Genomic DNA, 16,648 nt, shown 5'->3' with positions numbered 1-16,648 from the left:
GCCGCGAAGCTGATGAGGCTTCCGGCCGCCGTATGTCTGCAATTGCGCTCACTCCGATCACGGTGGTAGCAGTGGTTTCGCGGCTGAAGCCGCTCCTGCAAAAAAGAGGCACAAAAAAACGGCGCCAAGGCGCCGTTTTTCGTACTCGCCGCGCTGGGTGGGATCAGAGCGCGTAACCGAACTGCTGCTTGAACTGGTCGTTGAACTCGGCAAAGTCGAAGCGCTGGTTCTGGGTGCCCGGATGCTCGACCTTCAGTGCGCCCATCAGGTTGCCCATGCGGCCCACGGTCAGCCAGTCGTAGCCCTTCTCGATGCCGTAGATCAGGCCGGCGCGGAACGCGTCGCCGCAGCCGGTCGGGTCGACCACGCGGCGCTCATGCGCCGGCGGAATGTCGAAGGTCTTTTCCGGAGTGTGGATGATCGCGCCGCGCGGGCCCTGGGTGGTGATGTAGGCCTTGACCCGCTGCACGATGTCCTTTTCCTCCCAGCCGGTGCGCTGCTGCAGAAGGTTGGACTCGTAGTCGTTGACTACCACGTAGTCGGCCTGCTCGATGAACTGGCGCAGCTCCGGGCCGTTGAACAGCGGCATGGCCTGGCCCGGGTCGAAGATGAAGGGGATGCCGCATTCCAGGAACTCGGCCGCGTTCTGGATCATGCCTTCGCGGCCGTCCGGGCTGACGATGCCGAAGGTGACACCCGGCACGTCCTTCACGTGGTTTTCGTAGGAACGCATCATCGCGCCCGGATGGAAGGCGGTGATCTGGTTGTTGTCGTGGTCGGTGGTGATGAACGCCTGCGGGGTGAACAGCTCATCGATCACGCGGATCTGCGACATGTCGATCTGCTGTTCGGCAAAGTGCTCGCGGTACGGGCCGAAGTCCTGGCCCACGGTCGCCATCGGCACCGGCTCACCGCCCAGCAGCTTCAGGTTGTAGGCGATGTTGCCGGCGCAGCCGCCGAACTCGCGGCGCATGCGCGGTACCAGGAACGACACGTTCAGGATGTGGACTTTGTCCGGCAGGATGTGGTTCTTGAACTGGTCCGGGAACACCATGATGGTGTCGAAAGCAAGGGAACCACAGATCAAAGCGGACATCGCGTACAGGCCTATGCGGAAAAGGGGAGTCGCCGCCTTGCGGGCGCAGGCGGATCGGCGCGGTTGGCGCCAAAGCGCATAAGGTTACCGGCTGCCGCGCCGGACGGCCACAACCGAAGATGTACCAATACCGGCGTGGAGCGCCTGAAGCCCGGATTTTTCTAGGATTTTCCTTGCTCGGGCCCAAGGGGGTTGATAGGCTACCTGCCCTCAATTTCTGCCCATTTTTTCGCCAATCCGGCGTGGGCACGACACCCGTCAGGATCACTTCCCAGATGTTCAAGAAGCTGCGTGGCATGTTCTCCAATGACCTGTCCATTGACCTGGGCACGGCCAACACCCTTATCTATGTACGCGGCCAGGGCATTGTGCTGAACGAGCCGTCGGTCGTGGCGGTGCGCCAGGACCGTGCCATCGGTGGTACCCGCTCGGTGGCAGCCGTTGGCGCCGAAGCCAAGCAGATGCTCGGCCGTACCCCGGGCCACATCACCACCATCCGCCCGATGAAGGACGGCGTCATCGCCGACTTCACCTACACCGAGGCGATGCTCAAGCACTTCATCAAGAAGGTGCACAAGTCGCGCTTCCTGCGTCCGAGCCCGCGCGTGCTGGTCTGCGTGCCGGCCGGTTCGACCCAGGTCGAGCGCCGCGCCATCAAGGAATCGGCCGAGGAGGCCGGTGCGCGTGATGTGTTCCTGATCGAAGAGCCGATGGCCGCTGCGATCGGTGCCGGCATGCCGGTGACCGAGGCGCGCGGTTCGATGGTCATCGACATCGGCGGCGGCACCACCGAAGTGGCGGTGATCTCGCTCAACGGCATCGTCTATTCGGCTTCGGTACGCATCGGCGGTGACCGTTTCGACGAGTCGATCACCAACTACGTGCGCCGCAACCACGGCATGCTGATCGGTGAAGCCACCGCCGAGCGCATCAAGGTCGAGCTGGGCTGCGCCTACCCGCAGGCGGAAGTGATCGAGATGGAAATCTCCGGCCGCAACCTCGCCGAGGGCGTGCCGAAGATGATCAAGATCAGCTCCAACGAAGTGCTCGAAGCCCTGCACGAGCCGCTGTCGGGCATCGTCTCGGCGGTCAAGCTGGCGCTGGAGCAGACCCCGCCGGAACTGTGTGCCGATGTCGCCGAGCGCGGCATCGTGCTGACCGGTGGTGGCGCCTTGCTTCGCGATCTGGACCGTTTGATCTCCGAGGAAACCGGCCTGCACGTGCAGGTGGCCGATGACCCGCTGACCTGCGTGGCCCGCGGTGGCGGTCGTGCGCTGGAGCTGGTGGACATGCACGGCAACGAGTTCTTTGCACCGGAATAAGCTGTCCCGGTCGTGTATCGCGCGCATGCCCCTGCGGCGTGATGTTCCGGTCGCACGCGCCCCGGGCATCGCATCGCTGGGGCGTCGTTGCATTCCCTCCCTGAAATTTTCCAGTCGAAGCCAACCGTGCCGCCTTACGCCGGTCCTCCCGTAGCCTCCCGCCAGGGTGATGCCAGCAGCCCGCTGCGCCTGTTGGCGTATCTGGCGTTGGCCATCACCCTGATCGTGCTCGACAACCAGGGCAACTGGCTCTCGCGCCTGCGCGCGCAGGCCAGCGTGGTGATGCAGCCGGTCTGGGCGCTGGCCGGTTTGCCCGGCCGCCTGGGTGCTTCGGTCAAGGACAACGCCGCCAGCCACGGCCAGCTGGTGGCTGAAAACCGCGAGCTGCGCAATCAGCTGCTGGTCGCCAATGCCCGCCTGACCCGCTTGCAGACCGCAGTGCTGGACAACGCGCAGTTGCGCGAAATGCTCAACGTGGCCGAGCGCAGCGGGCTGGACGTGCAGCTGGCGCCGATCCTGGATATCGACCTGGACCCGGTCAAACAGCGCCTGGTGCTGGATTCGGGCAGCCGTGACGGCGTCCATATCGGCCAGGCGGTGATCGATGCCGGTGGCCTGATGGGCCAGGTGATCGCAGTGACGCCGGGGCATTCAACGGTGCTGCTGCTGACCGACCCTGACCATGCCGTGCCGGTGAACGTGGCCCGCAACGGCGTGCGGTTGATCGCCTACGGCCGTGGCGACCGCCTGGAGCTGCGCGACATTCCGCTCAGCGCCGGCGTGGAAGTGGGCGATGAGATCGTCACGTCCGGGTTGGGTGGGCGTTTCCCGGCGGGTTTTCCAGTTGGCAAGATCCTGAAGCTGCACCCCGACGACACGCATGCCTTCCTGGTCGGTGAACTGGAACCGGCGGCCAAGCTGGACCGCGGTCGCAACGTCCTGCTGTTGCGCTCGGTGCCCAGCGTGCCGCAGTTGCCGGTGACCACCGGGGTGGAGCCGCCGTTGGCCGAAGCTGCCGTGGCACCAACTGCTGTCGGCAGCACTGCCGTCGCGGTGCCCGCAGCGACGCGTCCTGCCGCGTCCGCTCCAGCCAATGGTGGCAGCGTCGGGCAGAACGCGACGACGGCACCCGCACCGGCCGCCACGGTCCCGGCGGCGACCACCGCTGCGGCTTCGTCCGCACCGGCACCGCCTCCGCCAGAGCCCGCTCCGGCACCGACCGCATCGCAGGTGCAGCCATGAGCCGTCTACGCAACAAGGGCTGGGTCCTGCCAGCCAGCCTGGTCCTGGCGCTGCTGTTCACGCTGCTGCCCTTGCCGCAGCTGCTGCAACCGCTGCGCCCGTACTGGCTGGCGCTGGTGCTGGCGTACTGGGTGATCGAAACCCCGGATCGGGTCGGGCTGGGCTTCGCTTTCTGCATCGGCCTGTTCGCTGATGTGATGTTCGGCGGCATTCTCGGCGAGCAGGCACTGCGGCTGGTGGTGCTGACCTTCATTCTGCAGCGCTTCCGTGCGCGCATCCGTTTCTTCCCGCTGTCCCAGCAGGCGCTGGCGATCGGCGGGCTGCTGTTCAATGACCGCATCATCGATGCGGCCATCCACCTGCTGGCCGGTGAGCCGATGCTGCCGTGGAGCTACTGGTGGGCGCCGCTGCTGGGCATGGCGCTGTGGCTGCCGCTGTACGTGATGCTGGATTCAGTGCGGCTGGGCAAGCGCGGTCGCTGACGATGTACAACCGCCGCCAGACCAAGAACCCGCACGCCGAGGCCGAGCAGTTCCGGCGCCGCGCGGCACTGGGCTTCCTTGGCGTGTTGCTGACGCTGGGTTTCCTGGGCGGCTGGTACTTCAAGCTGCAGGTGCTGGACCACGACATCTACGCCACCCGCTCGGAGGCCAATCGCATCAAGGCGCGGCCGGTGGTGCCGGGGCGCGGCCTGATCTACGACCGCAATGGCCGCCTGCTGGCCGAGAACGTACCGGCGTTCCGCCTGGACGTCACTCCGGACAAGGTGCAGGACATGGAGGCCACGTTGCGCGGCCTGCAGGTGCTGTTCTCGCTGAGCGAAGAGGACATCGAGCGTTTCCGGCAGTCGCGCAAGGCGCGCCGCAGCTTCATGCCGGTGACCTTGAAGCTGCGCGTCAGCGATGACGAGATGGCGCGTTTCGCGGTGGACCGCTGGCGCTATCCGGGCGTGGAGCTGGAGCCGTACCTGACCCGGCGTTACCCGTACGGCGATCTGTTCGCGCACATCATCGGTTACGTCGGCCGCGTCGATGACAAGGATCTGGAAGAGCTGGGCGAGGGCAATGCCGCGCTGACCCATATCGGCAAGTCCGGGCTGGAGCGTTTCTACGAAACGCAGCTGCGCGGCAAGATCGGCTACGAGCAGGTCGAGACCAACGTGCAGGGGCGGGCGATCCGCACCATCGGCCGGGTGCCGGCGCAATCGGGCACCGACCTGCGCCTGTCCATCGATGCCGACCTGCAACGGGCGATGGTGGCTGCTTTCGGCGAGCAGGAAGGTTCGGCGGTGGCGATCGACCCGCGCACCGGTGAAGTGCTGGCCATGGTCAGCCTGCCGTCGTACGACCCCAACCTGTTCGTAAACGGCATCTCGCATGCCGACTTCAACCGGCTCAAGGACAACCCCTCGCGTCCGCAGTTCAATCGTCTGGTGCTGGGTGGCGTGGCGCCGGGCTCGACGGTCAAGCCGTTCCTGGGCCTGGCCGGCCTGGATAGCGGCCTGCGCCGCCCGGAGGACAAGACCCTCTCGCGCGGCATGTTCTACCTGCCCGGCGTCAGCCGTGGCTGGGGCGACGCCAACCGTGGCGGCCATGGCTGGACCGATCTGCGCAAATCCATCTCGCAGTCGGTGAACACGTACTACTACCAGCTCGGCATCGACATGGGCATCGAGCGGTACGACGAATACATGGGCGGGCGCTACGGTTTTGGTGAGCCCACCGGAATCGACCTGGCCGGCGAGATCAGCGGCATCCTGCCGTCGCCGGCAGCCAAGCTCAAGGCCACCGGGGAGCGCAGGGAGCGCTGGTATCCGGGCGATACGGTCAACGCCAGCATCGGCCAGGGCCTGTGGAAAGTGACGCCGCTGCAACTGGTGCGCGGCGTGGGCGGCCTGGCCACCGGGCAGTTGCGGCGGCCGCATCTGGTCGTCGAACAGCGCGCCGGTTTCGACCACGACTGGGCTGCCACCGCGCAGCCTGCGAGCCGGCCGATCAGTCCCAATCCGGGCAATCTGCGCGCGGTGCAGGAAGGCATGATGGCCACCATGCAGCCCGGTGGCAGCGGCTGGCGGGTGGCCTCCGGCGCCCCGTATCACATGGCCGGCAAGACCGGCACCGCGCAGGTGATCAGCCGCAAGGGCACGGCAGCGGTGAACCCGAAGAGCCTGCCGATGCATCTGCGCCACCGCGCGTTGTTTGTCGGTTTCGCCCCGGCCGAAGAACCGGTCATTGCCATCGCCATCGCGGTTGAAGGCGGTGGTTACGGTGGTTCGGCGGCGGCGCCGATCGCGCGCAAGGTGTTCGACGCGTGGTTGCTGGGGGTGATGCCCGAGGGGCTGCAACCGCTGGATGCCGAGCGCGGCACCGTGGCGGTGGGCGTGACTCCGTTTGATACCGAAGACCCGACCTGGCGCGCGCGCGGTGAACAGGCCGCGTTGCTGCTGGGCGACCTGCCGGTGATGGTGGGCGCCCCGGCGACGCCAGCGCCGCAACCCGGCGCACCGCCTCCGGAAGCCGCATTGCCGGTGCAACAGCCGGCAACGCGCCCGGCGCCGCCTGCTGCCGTGGAGGCGCAACGATGAAGGATTTCCTGCGCTGGGCGCTGGAGATGGGCCAGCGCCTGACCCGCGGCCTGGACTGGCCGCTGCTGCTTGCGCTCGGCGCCTTGATGGTGATCGGCCTGGCGGTGCTGGACAGCGCCGGCGGCACCGGCCTGGTGATGGCCCAGGGCGCGCGCTTCGCAGTGGGCCTGGTGGCGATGTGGGCGATCAGTCGCGCCTCGATCCTGCGCATCCGCGCGTGGACGCCGCTGGTCTACACGATTTCGATGCTGCCGCTGCTGGCGGTGTTCGTGCTGGGCACCGGCAAGTACGGGCGGCAGTGGTTGAACCTGGGCCTGTTCTACCTGCAGCCGGCCGAACTGCTCAAGGTGAGCCTGCCGATGATGGTGGCCTGGTACCTCAACCGCATGCCGTTGCCGCCGCGCCTGCCGGTGGTGCTGGTGGCAGCACTGATCATCGGCGTGCCGACCGGGCTGGTGATGTTGCAGCCGGACTTCGGTACCGCCGTGTTGATCGCGGCCAGTGGCGCCTTCGTGCTGTTGCTGGCCGGCCTGCCGTGGTGGTGGGTGGGCGTGGGCGTTGCCGGCGTGGCCGCCGCCGCGCCGGTGGCCTGGTTCTGGTTGCTGATGCCGTACCAGAAGGACCGGATCATGATGTTCCTGGACCCGGAGAGCGATGCGCTGGGTGCGGGCTGGAACATCATCCAGTCCAAGATCGCGATCGGCTCGGGTGGGCTCACCGGCAAGGGCTGGGGCCTGGGCTCGCAGTCACACCTGAACTTCATTCCCGAACAGACCACCGACTTCGCCTTCTCCGTGCTCAGCGAGGAGTTCGGCTGGATCGGTGTGGCCGTGGTGCTGGCGTTGTACCTGTTCGTGATCGGCCGCTGCCTGTGGATCGCGGTGGAATCGCGCGACGGCTATTCGCGCCTGTTGGCCGGGGCCACCGGCCTGGCGTTCTTCGTCTACATCCTGGTCAACGGCGGCATGATTTCCGGCCTGCTGCCAGTGGTGGGCGTACCGATGCCGCTGATCAGCTACGGCGGTACGTCGGCGGTGTCGTTGCTGGCTGGCTTTGGCCTGGTGATGGCGGTGCGTGCGCATCGGCCGGTGCACGGCAGATAGCTGACGTTAAAGGTTTGATCCAGATCAAACACTAAGTTTTACAAAGTCTTCACAATTGCGCCCGTCGCTGGCCGCATTGCGCTGTGACAGCCAGATTGGCATCCGGATGGGGGCGTGCGTGGGGAAGACGCGCGCTCGGCCTGTCGCCGGTGCTCAATCCGAACGCCGGTCATCTCCGTGGGATGGGGGGATGGCCGGCGTTCCTTTTTTGTGGCGTGGGTTATGGTCGCGAATTGATGGCCTTGCGCCAGGCGCATTCATCTTTCCGGCCCTCATGCGCACAGATTTCTGCGCTTCAATCCTCTTGCGATTCATGGTCTTATTGATGGAAATTCATCTTTGACCTGCTAGTCTCAGCCGATGATTCGACGCGCTCTGATTTGCTGTCTCACCTTCGGCCTGGTCGCCTGCGCGACCCAGCCGCAAGCTCCCGCACCATCGCCTGCCAACGCAGGCACGCCGGTCAAGCCGGTTTCCGGGCCCGCCGAGGCGGCACCGGAAAGCAAGCAGGCCTTGCCTCCGGTCGACCTCACCCCGGTTCCGTTTGAAACCGCCCGCGCCAATTTCGTGCGCGATACGGCCGCCAGGTACGGCATCGATCCGGCTTACATCGAAGCCACGTTGGCACAGGCACAGATCCGCGAGCCGATCATCGCGGCGATGTCGCGCCCGGCCGAACGGGTCAAGCCGTGGAACGAATACCGGCCGATGTTCATCACCCAGGCGCGCATTGACGGCGGCAAGCAGTTCTTCGCCGAACACCGCGATGAACTGCTGCGCGTGCAGGAACGCACCGGCGTGCCGGCCGAAGTGATCGTGGCCATCATCGGCGTGGAAACCAGCTACGGCAAAAACGCCGGCAACCACCGCGTGATCGATGCGCTGTACACGCTGGCATTCAAGTACCCGCGTACGGGTGACCCGGCCAAGCTGGAGCGCGAAGTACGCCGCGAGCTGTTCTTCCGCGACGAGCTGGCCAAGCTGTTCGAGCTGGCCAAGCTGGAGCAGCTGGACATCAACACGCTCAAGGGCAGCTATGCCGGCGCGATGGGCATGGGCCAGTTCATGCCGTCCAGCTATCTGGATTTCGCCGTGGACGGCAATGGCGATGGCCGCCGTGATCTGTTCAACAGCTACGACGACGTGTTTTCGTCCATTGCCAATTACTTCGTGAAGAAGGGCGGTTGGGTGCGCGGCGGCACCGTCGCGGTGCCGGCCACACTGGCGGCCGGGCGCGAGGAATTCAACCCGACCGACTGGACCCCGAACCACTCCCTGGCCGACCTGGCCGCCCGTGGCTACCAGCCGGTGACGCCGGTGCGTGCGGTGGGGGCCACCGCCACGCCGATCACGCTGGAAGGCAGTGACGGCAAGCAGTACTGGCTGGGCTTCCAGAACTACTACGCGATCACCCGTTACAACATCTCCAAGATGTACGCGATGGCCGTGTTCCAGCTGTCCCAGGCCATCGCCGGCAAGGAGCTTCCCCCGGCATGAACATCAAGTGGCTGGTCCCTGCGTTGATCGTGCTCGGGCTGGCCGCCTGCAGCAGCGCCCCCAAGAAGAGTGGCGCCGCCGCCGGTGGCTCCACGGCCCGACCCGGTGCCGTCGTGCAGGGCCACGGCCCGGCACGCGGCGGCTGCCCGGAAGGCTCGCCCTATGCCAAGGCGCAGGAAGACCTGTCCACGCGTGGCAACTACACCGCCGGTGGCCTGTACCGGCCGGGCGTGAAGGACACCACGCCAACCTACGTGCCCAATGTGGACTGCATTCCCGAGCCGCTGGTGACCGCCGAAACCCCTTCGGCGGTCGGCAACCGTTCGCCGTATTCGGTGCTGGGCAAGCAGTACCGGGTGATGGACCGGGTCGATGGCTACGTGGAGCAGGGCACCGCGTCCTACTACGGGCAGAAGTTCCACGGCCGCCTGACCTCCAACCGCGAGGTGTACGACATGTACGCCTTCAGCGCCGCACACAAGACCATGCCGCTGCCCAGCTTCGCCCGTGTCACCAACCTGGACAACGGTGAATCGGTGATCGTGCGCGTGAACGACCGTGGCCCGTTCCACGATGGCCGGGTGATCGACCTCAGCTACGCCGCGGCCGTGCGCCTGGGCATCACCCAGCGCGGTACCGGCCGGGTGGAAGTGCGCGCGCTGACACCTGGCAGTGACGGGCAGGCCGGCGGCGAGAGCCGTCGTGCCCGGCGCGAGCGTGCTGGCGCTGCCGCAGCGGCTGCGGCTGCGGCCCCTGCTCCGGTTGCACCCAGTCGCATGGACCAGCTGATGGAGAAGTTGCCGGCCGCCCCCGTGGCAGCTGCAACGACTTCGGCGCGCGCGGCCACGACCAGCGCTGCCACCAGCAACGCCGAACCGGTGCAGGTGCAGGCATTGGCGCCGTCACCGGCCGCCGTGGTGCGCGCGCCGCAGGCGACAACCAGCATCGCACCGGCCCGCACGGTGGCTACCGCCGCACCCGCCAAATCCGATCCGGCCGCGCGCGCGCTGGGTTCGATCCTGTTGCAGGTGGCCAGTTTCTCCAGCCAGGACAACGCCGCGCGTGCCTTGGGCCAGCTGTCTTCGGCCGGCATTGTCGGGGCCACACTCAGTGACATCGTGAGCGGTGGCCGCACCCTGTGGCGGCTGCGTGTGCCAGCCAATGACCAGACATCGGCTGCGGAACTTGCCGGGCGTATTGCCGGTCTTGGCTTCGGCAGCCCACAGATCGTCCGCGACTGAACGTGGTCATGCGGCTCCCCGCCGGACCGGCGCCGGAGTCCTACAATGACTGCCCAATTTTTCCTTCCTCGTCCATCAGGAACCGCTTTCCGATGAAATTCCGTTTTGCCGCTGCCGCCATGGCCACGACGCTCGCCATTGGCCTGGCCTCCGCCCAGACACCGACTCCCACGCCGGTCCCCGCACCGGCTGCCGCAATGGCACCGGCCCAGGTGGCGACGCCGCCGGCACCAGCCCCGACCACCGCCAGCGCATGGGTGCTGATGGATTACGCCACCGGCCAGGTGCTGGCGGGCGAGAACATCCACGCACCGCTGCCGCCGGCCAGCATCACCAAGGTGATGACGTCCTACGTGCTCGCTGCCGAGATGAAGACCGGCAAGATCAAGCCGGACGACCAGGTGATGATGAGCGAGCGCGCCTGGCGTGAGGGCGGCGCAGGCACCGATGGCAGCTACAGCGGCTTCCCGGTCAACCAGACCGCGCGTCTGGTCGACATGGAAAAGGGCATGGCGATCCAGTCCGGCAACGACGCCGCGATCGCGCTGGCCGAGCATGCCGCCGGCAGCCAGGAAGCCTTTGCCGCGCTGATGAACAGCTACGCGGCCAAGATCGGGATGAAGGATTCGCACTTCGTCAACGCCCACGGCCTCAATGCCGAAGGCCACCAGTCCAGCGCCTATGACCTGGCGCTGCTGGGCCGCGCGTTCGTGCGTGATTACCCGGAAACCTACGCCTACAACAAGATCAAGGAATTCACCGTAGGCAAGATCACCCAGCCCAACCGCAACCTGCTGTTGTGGCGCGACCAGAGCGTGGACGGCATCAAGACCGGCCACACGTCGGCCGCCGGTTACTGCCTGCTGAGCTCGGCCCAGCGCGGTGACCAGCGCCTGGTGGCGGTGCTGATGGGGGGCGCCTCGGAGAAGCAGCGTGCCGACGACAGCCTGGCGCTGTTGAACTGGGGTTTCCGTTTCTTCGAAACCCACCGCCTGTACGAGCCGGGCAAGACCGTGACGGCGCAGAAGGTGTGGAAGGGCGCTGCTGACCAGGTGCAACTGGGTGTTGCCGAACCGATGCTGGTGAGCGTGCCGCGTGGCCGCTACAACGACCTCAAGCCGAGCATGGATGTGCCCAAGCAGCTGGTGGCGCCGATTGCGGCGGGCCAGGCGATTGGCACGGTCAAGGTGACGCTCGATGGCAAGGTGATTGCACAGGCACCGCTGGTTGCGGTGCAGGCCGTTGAAGAGGGTGGTTTCTTCAAGCGTCTGTGGGATGCCTTCATGATGTGGTGGAAGTCCGAGTAAGGGCTCCACAGCCCTGAGGGCCAGGCGGCGTTGCCGCGCTTCGTTGACCGCTGGTTGGGTTGATGGGGTGCGGCAACGCCGCTTTTGTTTGGGCGGGTAGGCGGTGGGAGTTGCTGTTGTTCCGGTTCCGCTTTTTGACTTTGCCCTTGGTTTTCTTTTGGCGTTGGCGCTGGAGCTGGTTTCGCTTGTTGTTGCTGTTGCACTTGTCTGTATCCCCTCTGCCGCCTGCGGGAGAGGGGTAGGGCAGCTCTTGCAGTTGCTTGGCTTTGAACTTGCGGAGTACTTCTTCGGTTCGCGCCGTTGCGCGTGTTATGCGTCGAAGCTCAAAGCCAGAGCCCCCTCACCCCAGCCCTCTCCCGCAGGCGGGAGAGGGGGCAACGTCAACGTCAACGTCAAAGGCAACGTCAAAGACAACAGCAACAGCCAGCGCCGCAGCCACCGCCACCACAATCAAAGCGTGCGGCTGACCGTGAAGCTGCCAAACACCGGCGTTTCCTTTTGTCCCTCGAATTCCCGCGTGCGGTGATAACGGGCCAGCGCGAACTTCCACTTGCCGCGCATCACCGCCACGCCGTAGCCGATGTCACCGACGAACGAGCGCTTGTCCACGCGGTGGCTGTTGCGGAAGGTGTTGCCGTCCAGGGTGATGTCGCGCACAACCCAGCGTGCATCGCTGGTGAGGAACAGGTGGCTCGACCAGCCTGTCGCGCGGCCATGGCGCGTTGGCGCGGTGTTCTCGCCGGCCGGGCGCATCGGCGAGCTGCCGAAATCGTCCGGCAGCTTCCAGCCGAAACGCACCTCGCCGCCGGCATTGGCGTAAGTGGCCAGGTTGCCGATGGCGCCACCCCAATGGCTGATCGCGTCCCAGCCCCAGCCATCGGTGTTGGCCTCGCTGGGCCAGCGCTGCATGCGCTCGTGCAGCAGCTTGAATACCGGTTCGTCATGCAACTGGTTGTCCCAGCCCATGAACTCTTCGTCGCCAAGCACGCTGTGTACGGCGTCCTGCACCTGCTTGCCCTGCGCGGATGGACCGATCATGCCCAGTGCCAGCTGGGTGGTGCGCAACTGGTTGCCGCTGCGCGCGTTGTAGCCGAAGTTGACCATCAGCACGCCGGCATACGGGCGGTCGTTTTCGATCAGGTCCGTGCGCGTGTTGTCGGTCGGGGTGTACAGCGCCTGGCCGAAGCTGAAGATCATGTTCTGCTGCTCGAACTCCCCTGGATGCAGGCGCTCCAGGTGGCGGTTCATCCAGCGCGCCAGGCGTGGCAGGCAGGGGTCGTCGGTGTAGTCCTGCAGGTTTGGCGAAACCAGGGTGAACATCGCGCCGTTGCTGTACCCCTGGTCCTGCTGGGCGCCGCCAAACAGATCGTTGTCGACACGGAAGTTGATGGCCGGTGGATGATCGCGCAGTGCGCTCTGCGTGCATTGATCCGCTGCCAGTGCCGGCACGCTCAGCACGCTGCCTGCGAGCAGCATTGCCAATGGAAACACGTTGCCGCTCTTCATCCTTCCACTCCACACCACACCCACAATTGGCAGGCAGCTTAGCGACTGCCATGGGGCAGGCGCAGCGTCACCGGACAGACACATTGTTGTGACGATGGACGGTGACAACGAGGGCGCTGGCGTGCGCGCTCTGGCGGTCGAATCAGGGGCATTCGGGGATTGGTTTGGACTCCGGGACAGTCCTTGCCGTGGGAGCGATCAATGCTCAAGGCGGTGTGCCGGATGTCATATTGACAGGGCGCTCCCAAGGGTTTTCGTACCAGCGGTAATGCATTGCCCCTATTTCGTGCGGTAGCATCCGGGCGGACCGGCCCGCGCTCGCCTGATCGGTACTACGAAGGACCAGGATCTTGCCGCAAGGTCTCTAAGCCAATGGAACGCACCTCGAAAGGTGCAGGTAATGGGGATAGCAAAGTGATGCGTAATGTATTTTCGCCGCTCGTCGCAGCGGCTTTGACTGTGGGTTTTGCTGCGGCGGTAGTCAGCCAGCCGGCTGAGGCAGCGTTCAAGAACCGTGGTACCCAGGCGCAGGAACAGCGCAAGACCGCCGCAGCACAGATCCCGACGTGCGAGCGTCCGATCGGTACGCTCTCGGTGATCGAGCCGGAAGACTCCACGCATTGGTGGACCGGCCAGCAGCTGCCGGCACCGTCGCGCCTGATCAAGGCATTCGTCAGCCGTTCGCGCTGCTTCACCCTGGTGGATCGCGGCGCCGGCATGGCGGCCGGTCAGTTCGAGCGTGAGCTGGCTGCCAGCGGCGACCTGCGTGGTCGCTCCAACGTCGGCAAGGGCCAGATCAGGGCGGCCGACTACGTGATGATTCCCGACCTGATCTCGCAGAACGCCAACGCTGGCGGCAATGCCCTGGGCGGCCTGCTGGGCGGCCTGATCGGTGGTCGTGCCGGCGCCATTGCCGGTGGCCTGAACTTCACCAGCAAGACCGCGGACGTGGTGCTGACCGTGACCGACGTGCGTTCGTCCGAGCAGGTGGCCATTTCCGAAGGCTCGGCCCGCAAGAGCGACATGAGCTTCGGTGCCGGCGGCGGCCTGTTCGGCGGCAGCGGCCTGGGTGCAGCGGGCGTTGGCGGCTATGCCAACACCGAAATCGGCCAGGTGATCACCATGGCCTATCTGCAGGCTTACACCGACATCGTTGCCCAGCTGGGCGGCATGACGGACAACGCCTCGGCTTCCAACGCGCAGCAGGCCGTCACCGTGACCCGCGCCGGCCGCCTGCTGGCCAACGCCCGCGGCACCGGCGCGCCGGTCCGCACCCTGGACCCGGGCATGATGCTGTACCCGACCGGCACCAAGGAAGGCGTGATGTGGGAAGTGGAGGATGAACTGGGCAACCGCGGCTGGGTGTCGTCCACCCTGCTGCAGCTGTCCAAGTAAGAGTTCGTTCAAGATTCGGCCGCGCCGGGGCCTGGCCCCGGACGCGGCTGGATGCGTCGAACAGGTGGCAAACGTCGGGCATCGGCCTGCTTTGGTCATCCGGGGCCGGTGAACGGTCTGAATCCTGTTTCTGCCTGACGGGCCGCGAAAGCGGCCCGTCGCGTCTGCGGGAAGGCCGCAGGCCGCCGCCAGCCTTGGGTTTGTCCGGCCGCGCCCCGATAATGGCCGGCATGGAAATCAAGTCCGACAACCCTGAACACGGCTTCCAGTTCCCCGGGACCTTCGAGTTGAGCGCCATGGGCGTGGCCAACATCGGTCTGGAGAGCGAGCTGCCGAAGCTGCTGACCAGCGCTGGCGTGGATGTGATCAGCGAGCGCATCAGCTGGAAGCATTCGTCCAATGGCAAGTACGTGTCCGTGCGCATCGCCTTCAAGGCCGAGAACCGCGAGCAGTACGACGCAGCGCATGCCGCCCTGCGCGATCACCCGGAAGTGAAGTGGACGCTGTAACCGCCTGCGCCACACCGGCTCCATCTACCGGCACGACGCGTCCAGCACTGCTGCGCGATCTGGGCCGGCAGGGATATGAGCCGGTATGGCATGCGATGCAGCGCTTCACCGACAGCCGTGACGACGCCACTGCCGATGAACTCTGGATGGTCGAGCACGATCCGGTGTTCACCCTTGGCCAGGCCGGCAAGGACGAGCACGTGCTCGCTCCCGGTGACATCCCGGTGCTGCATGTGGACCGCGGCGGCCAGGTGACCTATCACGGCCCCGGCCAGATCGTGGTCTACCCGCTGCTGGACCTGCGCCGCCTGGGCATTGGTGTGCGCGACTACGTGTGCCGCATCGAGCAGGCCATCATCGACACGCTGGACGAGTGGAACATCGGCGCCGAACGGCTCGATGGCGCGCCCGGCGTATATGTCGGTGGGGCCAAGATCGCCGCGCTCGGCATCCGCGTGCGGCGCGGTTGCAGCTTCCACGGGCTGGCCTTCAATGTCTCGCTGGACCTGGAGCCGTTCCACCGCATCAACCCCTGCGGCTACGCCGGGATGCAGGTGACCTCGGTGCTAGACTTGGGCGGTCCTTCAGGCATCGAAGCGGTCAAACCGGTGCTGCTGTCCCATCTGGCCCAGCAGTTCGGTCTGGCGTTGCAGCCGACGCCCGAACTGCCCGATCTGACTACGCGGCTCTGAGGCCGTCGATAACGCCATGACTGAATCCACCACCCGTTCCATTCCCCTGCAGATCGTGCAGGGCGACGTCCCGTCCGCGCCGTTGCAGGCCGGTGTCAAGCAGATTGGTGGCGACAAGATCGGCCGCTCGCCGGTGCAGTTCGCCGACGCGCCGGTGCTGCGCAAGCCTTCGTGGATCCGCGTGCGCATTCCTTCGGGCAATGCGGTGGCCAACCTCAAGGCCAAGCTGCGCGAGAACCGCCTGGTGACCGTGTGCGAGGAAGCCAGCTGCCCGAACATCCACGAATGCTTCGGCCATGGCACCGCCACCTTCATGATCCTGGGCGAGGTCTGCACCCGCCGCTGCTCGTTCTGCGACGTGGCCCACGGCCGGCCCAAGCCGCCCGATGCCAACGAGCCGGCCAGCCTCGGCCAGACCGTGGCCGACATGGGCCTGAAGTACGTGGTGGTGACCAGCGTGGACCGCGACGACCTGCGTGACGGCGGGGCCCAGCACTTCGTCGATTGCATCAGCGCCATCCGCGAGAAATCGCCGGGTACCCGCATCGAGGTGCTGACCCCGGACTTCCGTGGCAAGGGCCGCATGGAGCGCGCGCTGGAGATCCTGGCGCTGAACCCGCCGGATGTGTTCAACCACAACATCGAAACCGTGCCGGACCTGTACCGCAACGTGCGTCCGGGCGCGGATTACCAGTGGTCGTTGACCCTGCTCAAGAACTTCAAAGCACAGCACCCGAACGTGCCGACCAAGTCCGGCATCATGCTCGGCCTGGGCGAGACCTTCGAGCAGGTGCAGGCCACCCTGCGTGACCTGCGCGCGCATGACGTAGAGATGGTCACCATCGGCCAGTACCTGCAGCCCACCGCGCACCACCACCCGGTGCTGCGCTACTGGACGCCTGAGGAATACAAGGCGTTCGAGGACTACGGCTACGAACTGGGTTTCACCCATGTTGCGTCAGGCCCGATGGTGCGTTCGTCCTACCACGCCGACCAGCAGGCGGCCGGTGCCGGCGTCGCCGTCTGACTGATCGCCTGTCATTCATGCGCAGGAGCAGAAGCCTGCGCATGAAAACGGCTCGTCCTGCACGCTCATGCCGGGACAGTTCACATTTCGCTACAACGCAGCGACTAGTCTGCCGATGGGCAGGACG

The 16,648-nt window shown here is 66.0% G+C and carries 14 protein-coding genes; 12 read left to right on the top strand and 2 right to left on the bottom strand.

Annotated features, from left to right (window positions below):
• Positions 1-163 precede the first annotated feature (163 nt).
• Positions 164-1,096, bottom strand: coding sequence for a carbohydrate kinase family protein (locus LR961_RS15830; protein ID WP_232150900.1), 933 nt, complete (start codon positions 1,094-1,096; stop codon positions 164-166).
• Positions 1,097-1,371: 275 nt separating this feature from the next.
• On the opposite strand from LR961_RS15830, the gene LR961_RS15825 reads away from it, so the two are divergent.
• From LR961_RS15825 to LR961_RS15790, 8 genes are all read left to right on the top strand, one after another.
• A complete protein-coding gene (locus LR961_RS15825) occupies positions 1,372-2,418 on the top strand; it encodes a rod shape-determining protein (RefSeq protein ID WP_017355500.1) in 1,047 nt (348 codons plus the stop codon).
• 126 nt (positions 2,419-2,544) lie between these two features.
• Positions 2,545-3,660 (top strand): rod shape-determining protein MreC, encoded by a 1,116-nt coding sequence (gene mreC, locus LR961_RS15820; RefSeq protein WP_232150899.1) that lies wholly within the window; start codon positions 2,545-2,547, stop codon positions 3,658-3,660.
• Positions 3,657-4,142, top strand: a complete 486-nt coding sequence (gene mreD / locus LR961_RS15815) for a rod shape-determining protein MreD (protein ID WP_232150898.1) — start codon at positions 3,657-3,659, stop codon at positions 4,140-4,142. Before mreC ends, mreD begins: the two co-directional genes overlap by 4 nt.
• 2 nt (positions 4,143-4,144) lie before the next feature.
• Entirely contained in the window at positions 4,145-6,244 is a 2,100-nt protein-coding gene (mrdA, locus tag LR961_RS15810) for a penicillin-binding protein 2 (protein ID WP_232150897.1), read from the top strand.
• A complete protein-coding gene (gene rodA, locus LR961_RS15805; RefSeq protein ID WP_232150896.1) occupies positions 6,241-7,347 on the top strand; it encodes a rod shape-determining protein RodA in 1,107 nt (368 codons plus the stop codon). The genes mrdA and rodA overlap by 4 nt, the downstream gene beginning before the upstream one ends.
• Positions 7,348-7,707: 360 nt before the next feature.
• The gene (gene mltB / locus LR961_RS15800) at positions 7,708-8,844 is read left to right on the top strand and encodes a lytic murein transglycosylase B (RefSeq protein ID WP_232150895.1); all 1,137 of its coding nucleotides are present in this window, start codon (positions 7,708-7,710) and stop codon (positions 8,842-8,844) included.
• On the top strand, positions 8,841-10,085 hold the full coding sequence (locus LR961_RS15795) for a septal ring lytic transglycosylase RlpA family protein (RefSeq protein ID WP_232150894.1): 1,245 nt from the start codon (positions 8,841-8,843) through the stop codon (positions 10,083-10,085). Before mltB ends, LR961_RS15795 begins: the two co-directional genes overlap by 4 nt.
• Positions 10,086-10,177: 92 nt before the next feature.
• Positions 10,178-11,392, top strand: coding sequence for a D-alanyl-D-alanine carboxypeptidase family protein (locus LR961_RS15790; RefSeq protein WP_232150893.1), 1,215 nt, complete (start codon positions 10,178-10,180; stop codon positions 11,390-11,392).
• Between the two features lie 450 nt (positions 11,393-11,842).
• On the opposite strand, the gene LR961_RS15785 is transcribed toward LR961_RS15790, so the two are convergent.
• The gene (locus tag LR961_RS15785; RefSeq protein ID WP_232150892.1) at positions 11,843-12,898 is read right to left on the bottom strand and encodes a lipid A deacylase LpxR family protein; all 1,056 of its coding nucleotides are present in this window, start codon (positions 12,896-12,898) and stop codon (positions 11,843-11,845) included.
• 417 nt (positions 12,899-13,315) lie between these two features.
• On the opposite strand from LR961_RS15785, the gene LR961_RS15780 reads away from it, so the two are divergent.
• The 4 genes from LR961_RS15780 (at position 13,316) to lipA (ending at position 16,521) form a co-directional block, all read left to right on the top strand.
• Positions 13,316-14,293, top strand: coding sequence for a CsgG/HfaB family protein (locus LR961_RS15780; RefSeq protein WP_232150891.1), 978 nt, complete (start codon positions 13,316-13,318; stop codon positions 14,291-14,293).
• 230 nt (positions 14,294-14,523) lie between these two features.
• The gene (locus tag LR961_RS15775; RefSeq protein WP_232150890.1) at positions 14,524-14,802 is read left to right on the top strand and encodes a DUF493 family protein; all 279 of its coding nucleotides are present in this window, start codon (positions 14,524-14,526) and stop codon (positions 14,800-14,802) included.
• Positions 14,790-15,494 (top strand): lipoyl(octanoyl) transferase LipB, encoded by a 705-nt coding sequence (lipB, locus tag LR961_RS15770; protein WP_232150889.1) that lies wholly within the window; start codon positions 14,790-14,792, stop codon positions 15,492-15,494. The genes LR961_RS15775 and lipB overlap by 13 nt, the downstream gene beginning before the upstream one ends.
• Positions 15,495-15,510: 16 nt before the next feature.
• Complete coding sequence (gene lipA / locus LR961_RS15765) at positions 15,511-16,521, top strand: lipoyl synthase (RefSeq protein WP_232150888.1); 1,011 nt, start codon at positions 15,511-15,513, stop codon at positions 16,519-16,521.
• The last annotated feature ends 127 nt before the right edge of the window (positions 16,522-16,648 follow it).

Source organism: Stenotrophomonas sp. SY1 (assembly GCF_021202945.1).
Lineage (GTDB): Bacteria > Pseudomonadota > Gammaproteobacteria > Xanthomonadales > Xanthomonadaceae > Stenotrophomonas.
The sequence above is the reverse complement of the archived record's forward strand: the minus strand, read 5'-3'. Positions and strand labels throughout refer to the sequence as shown.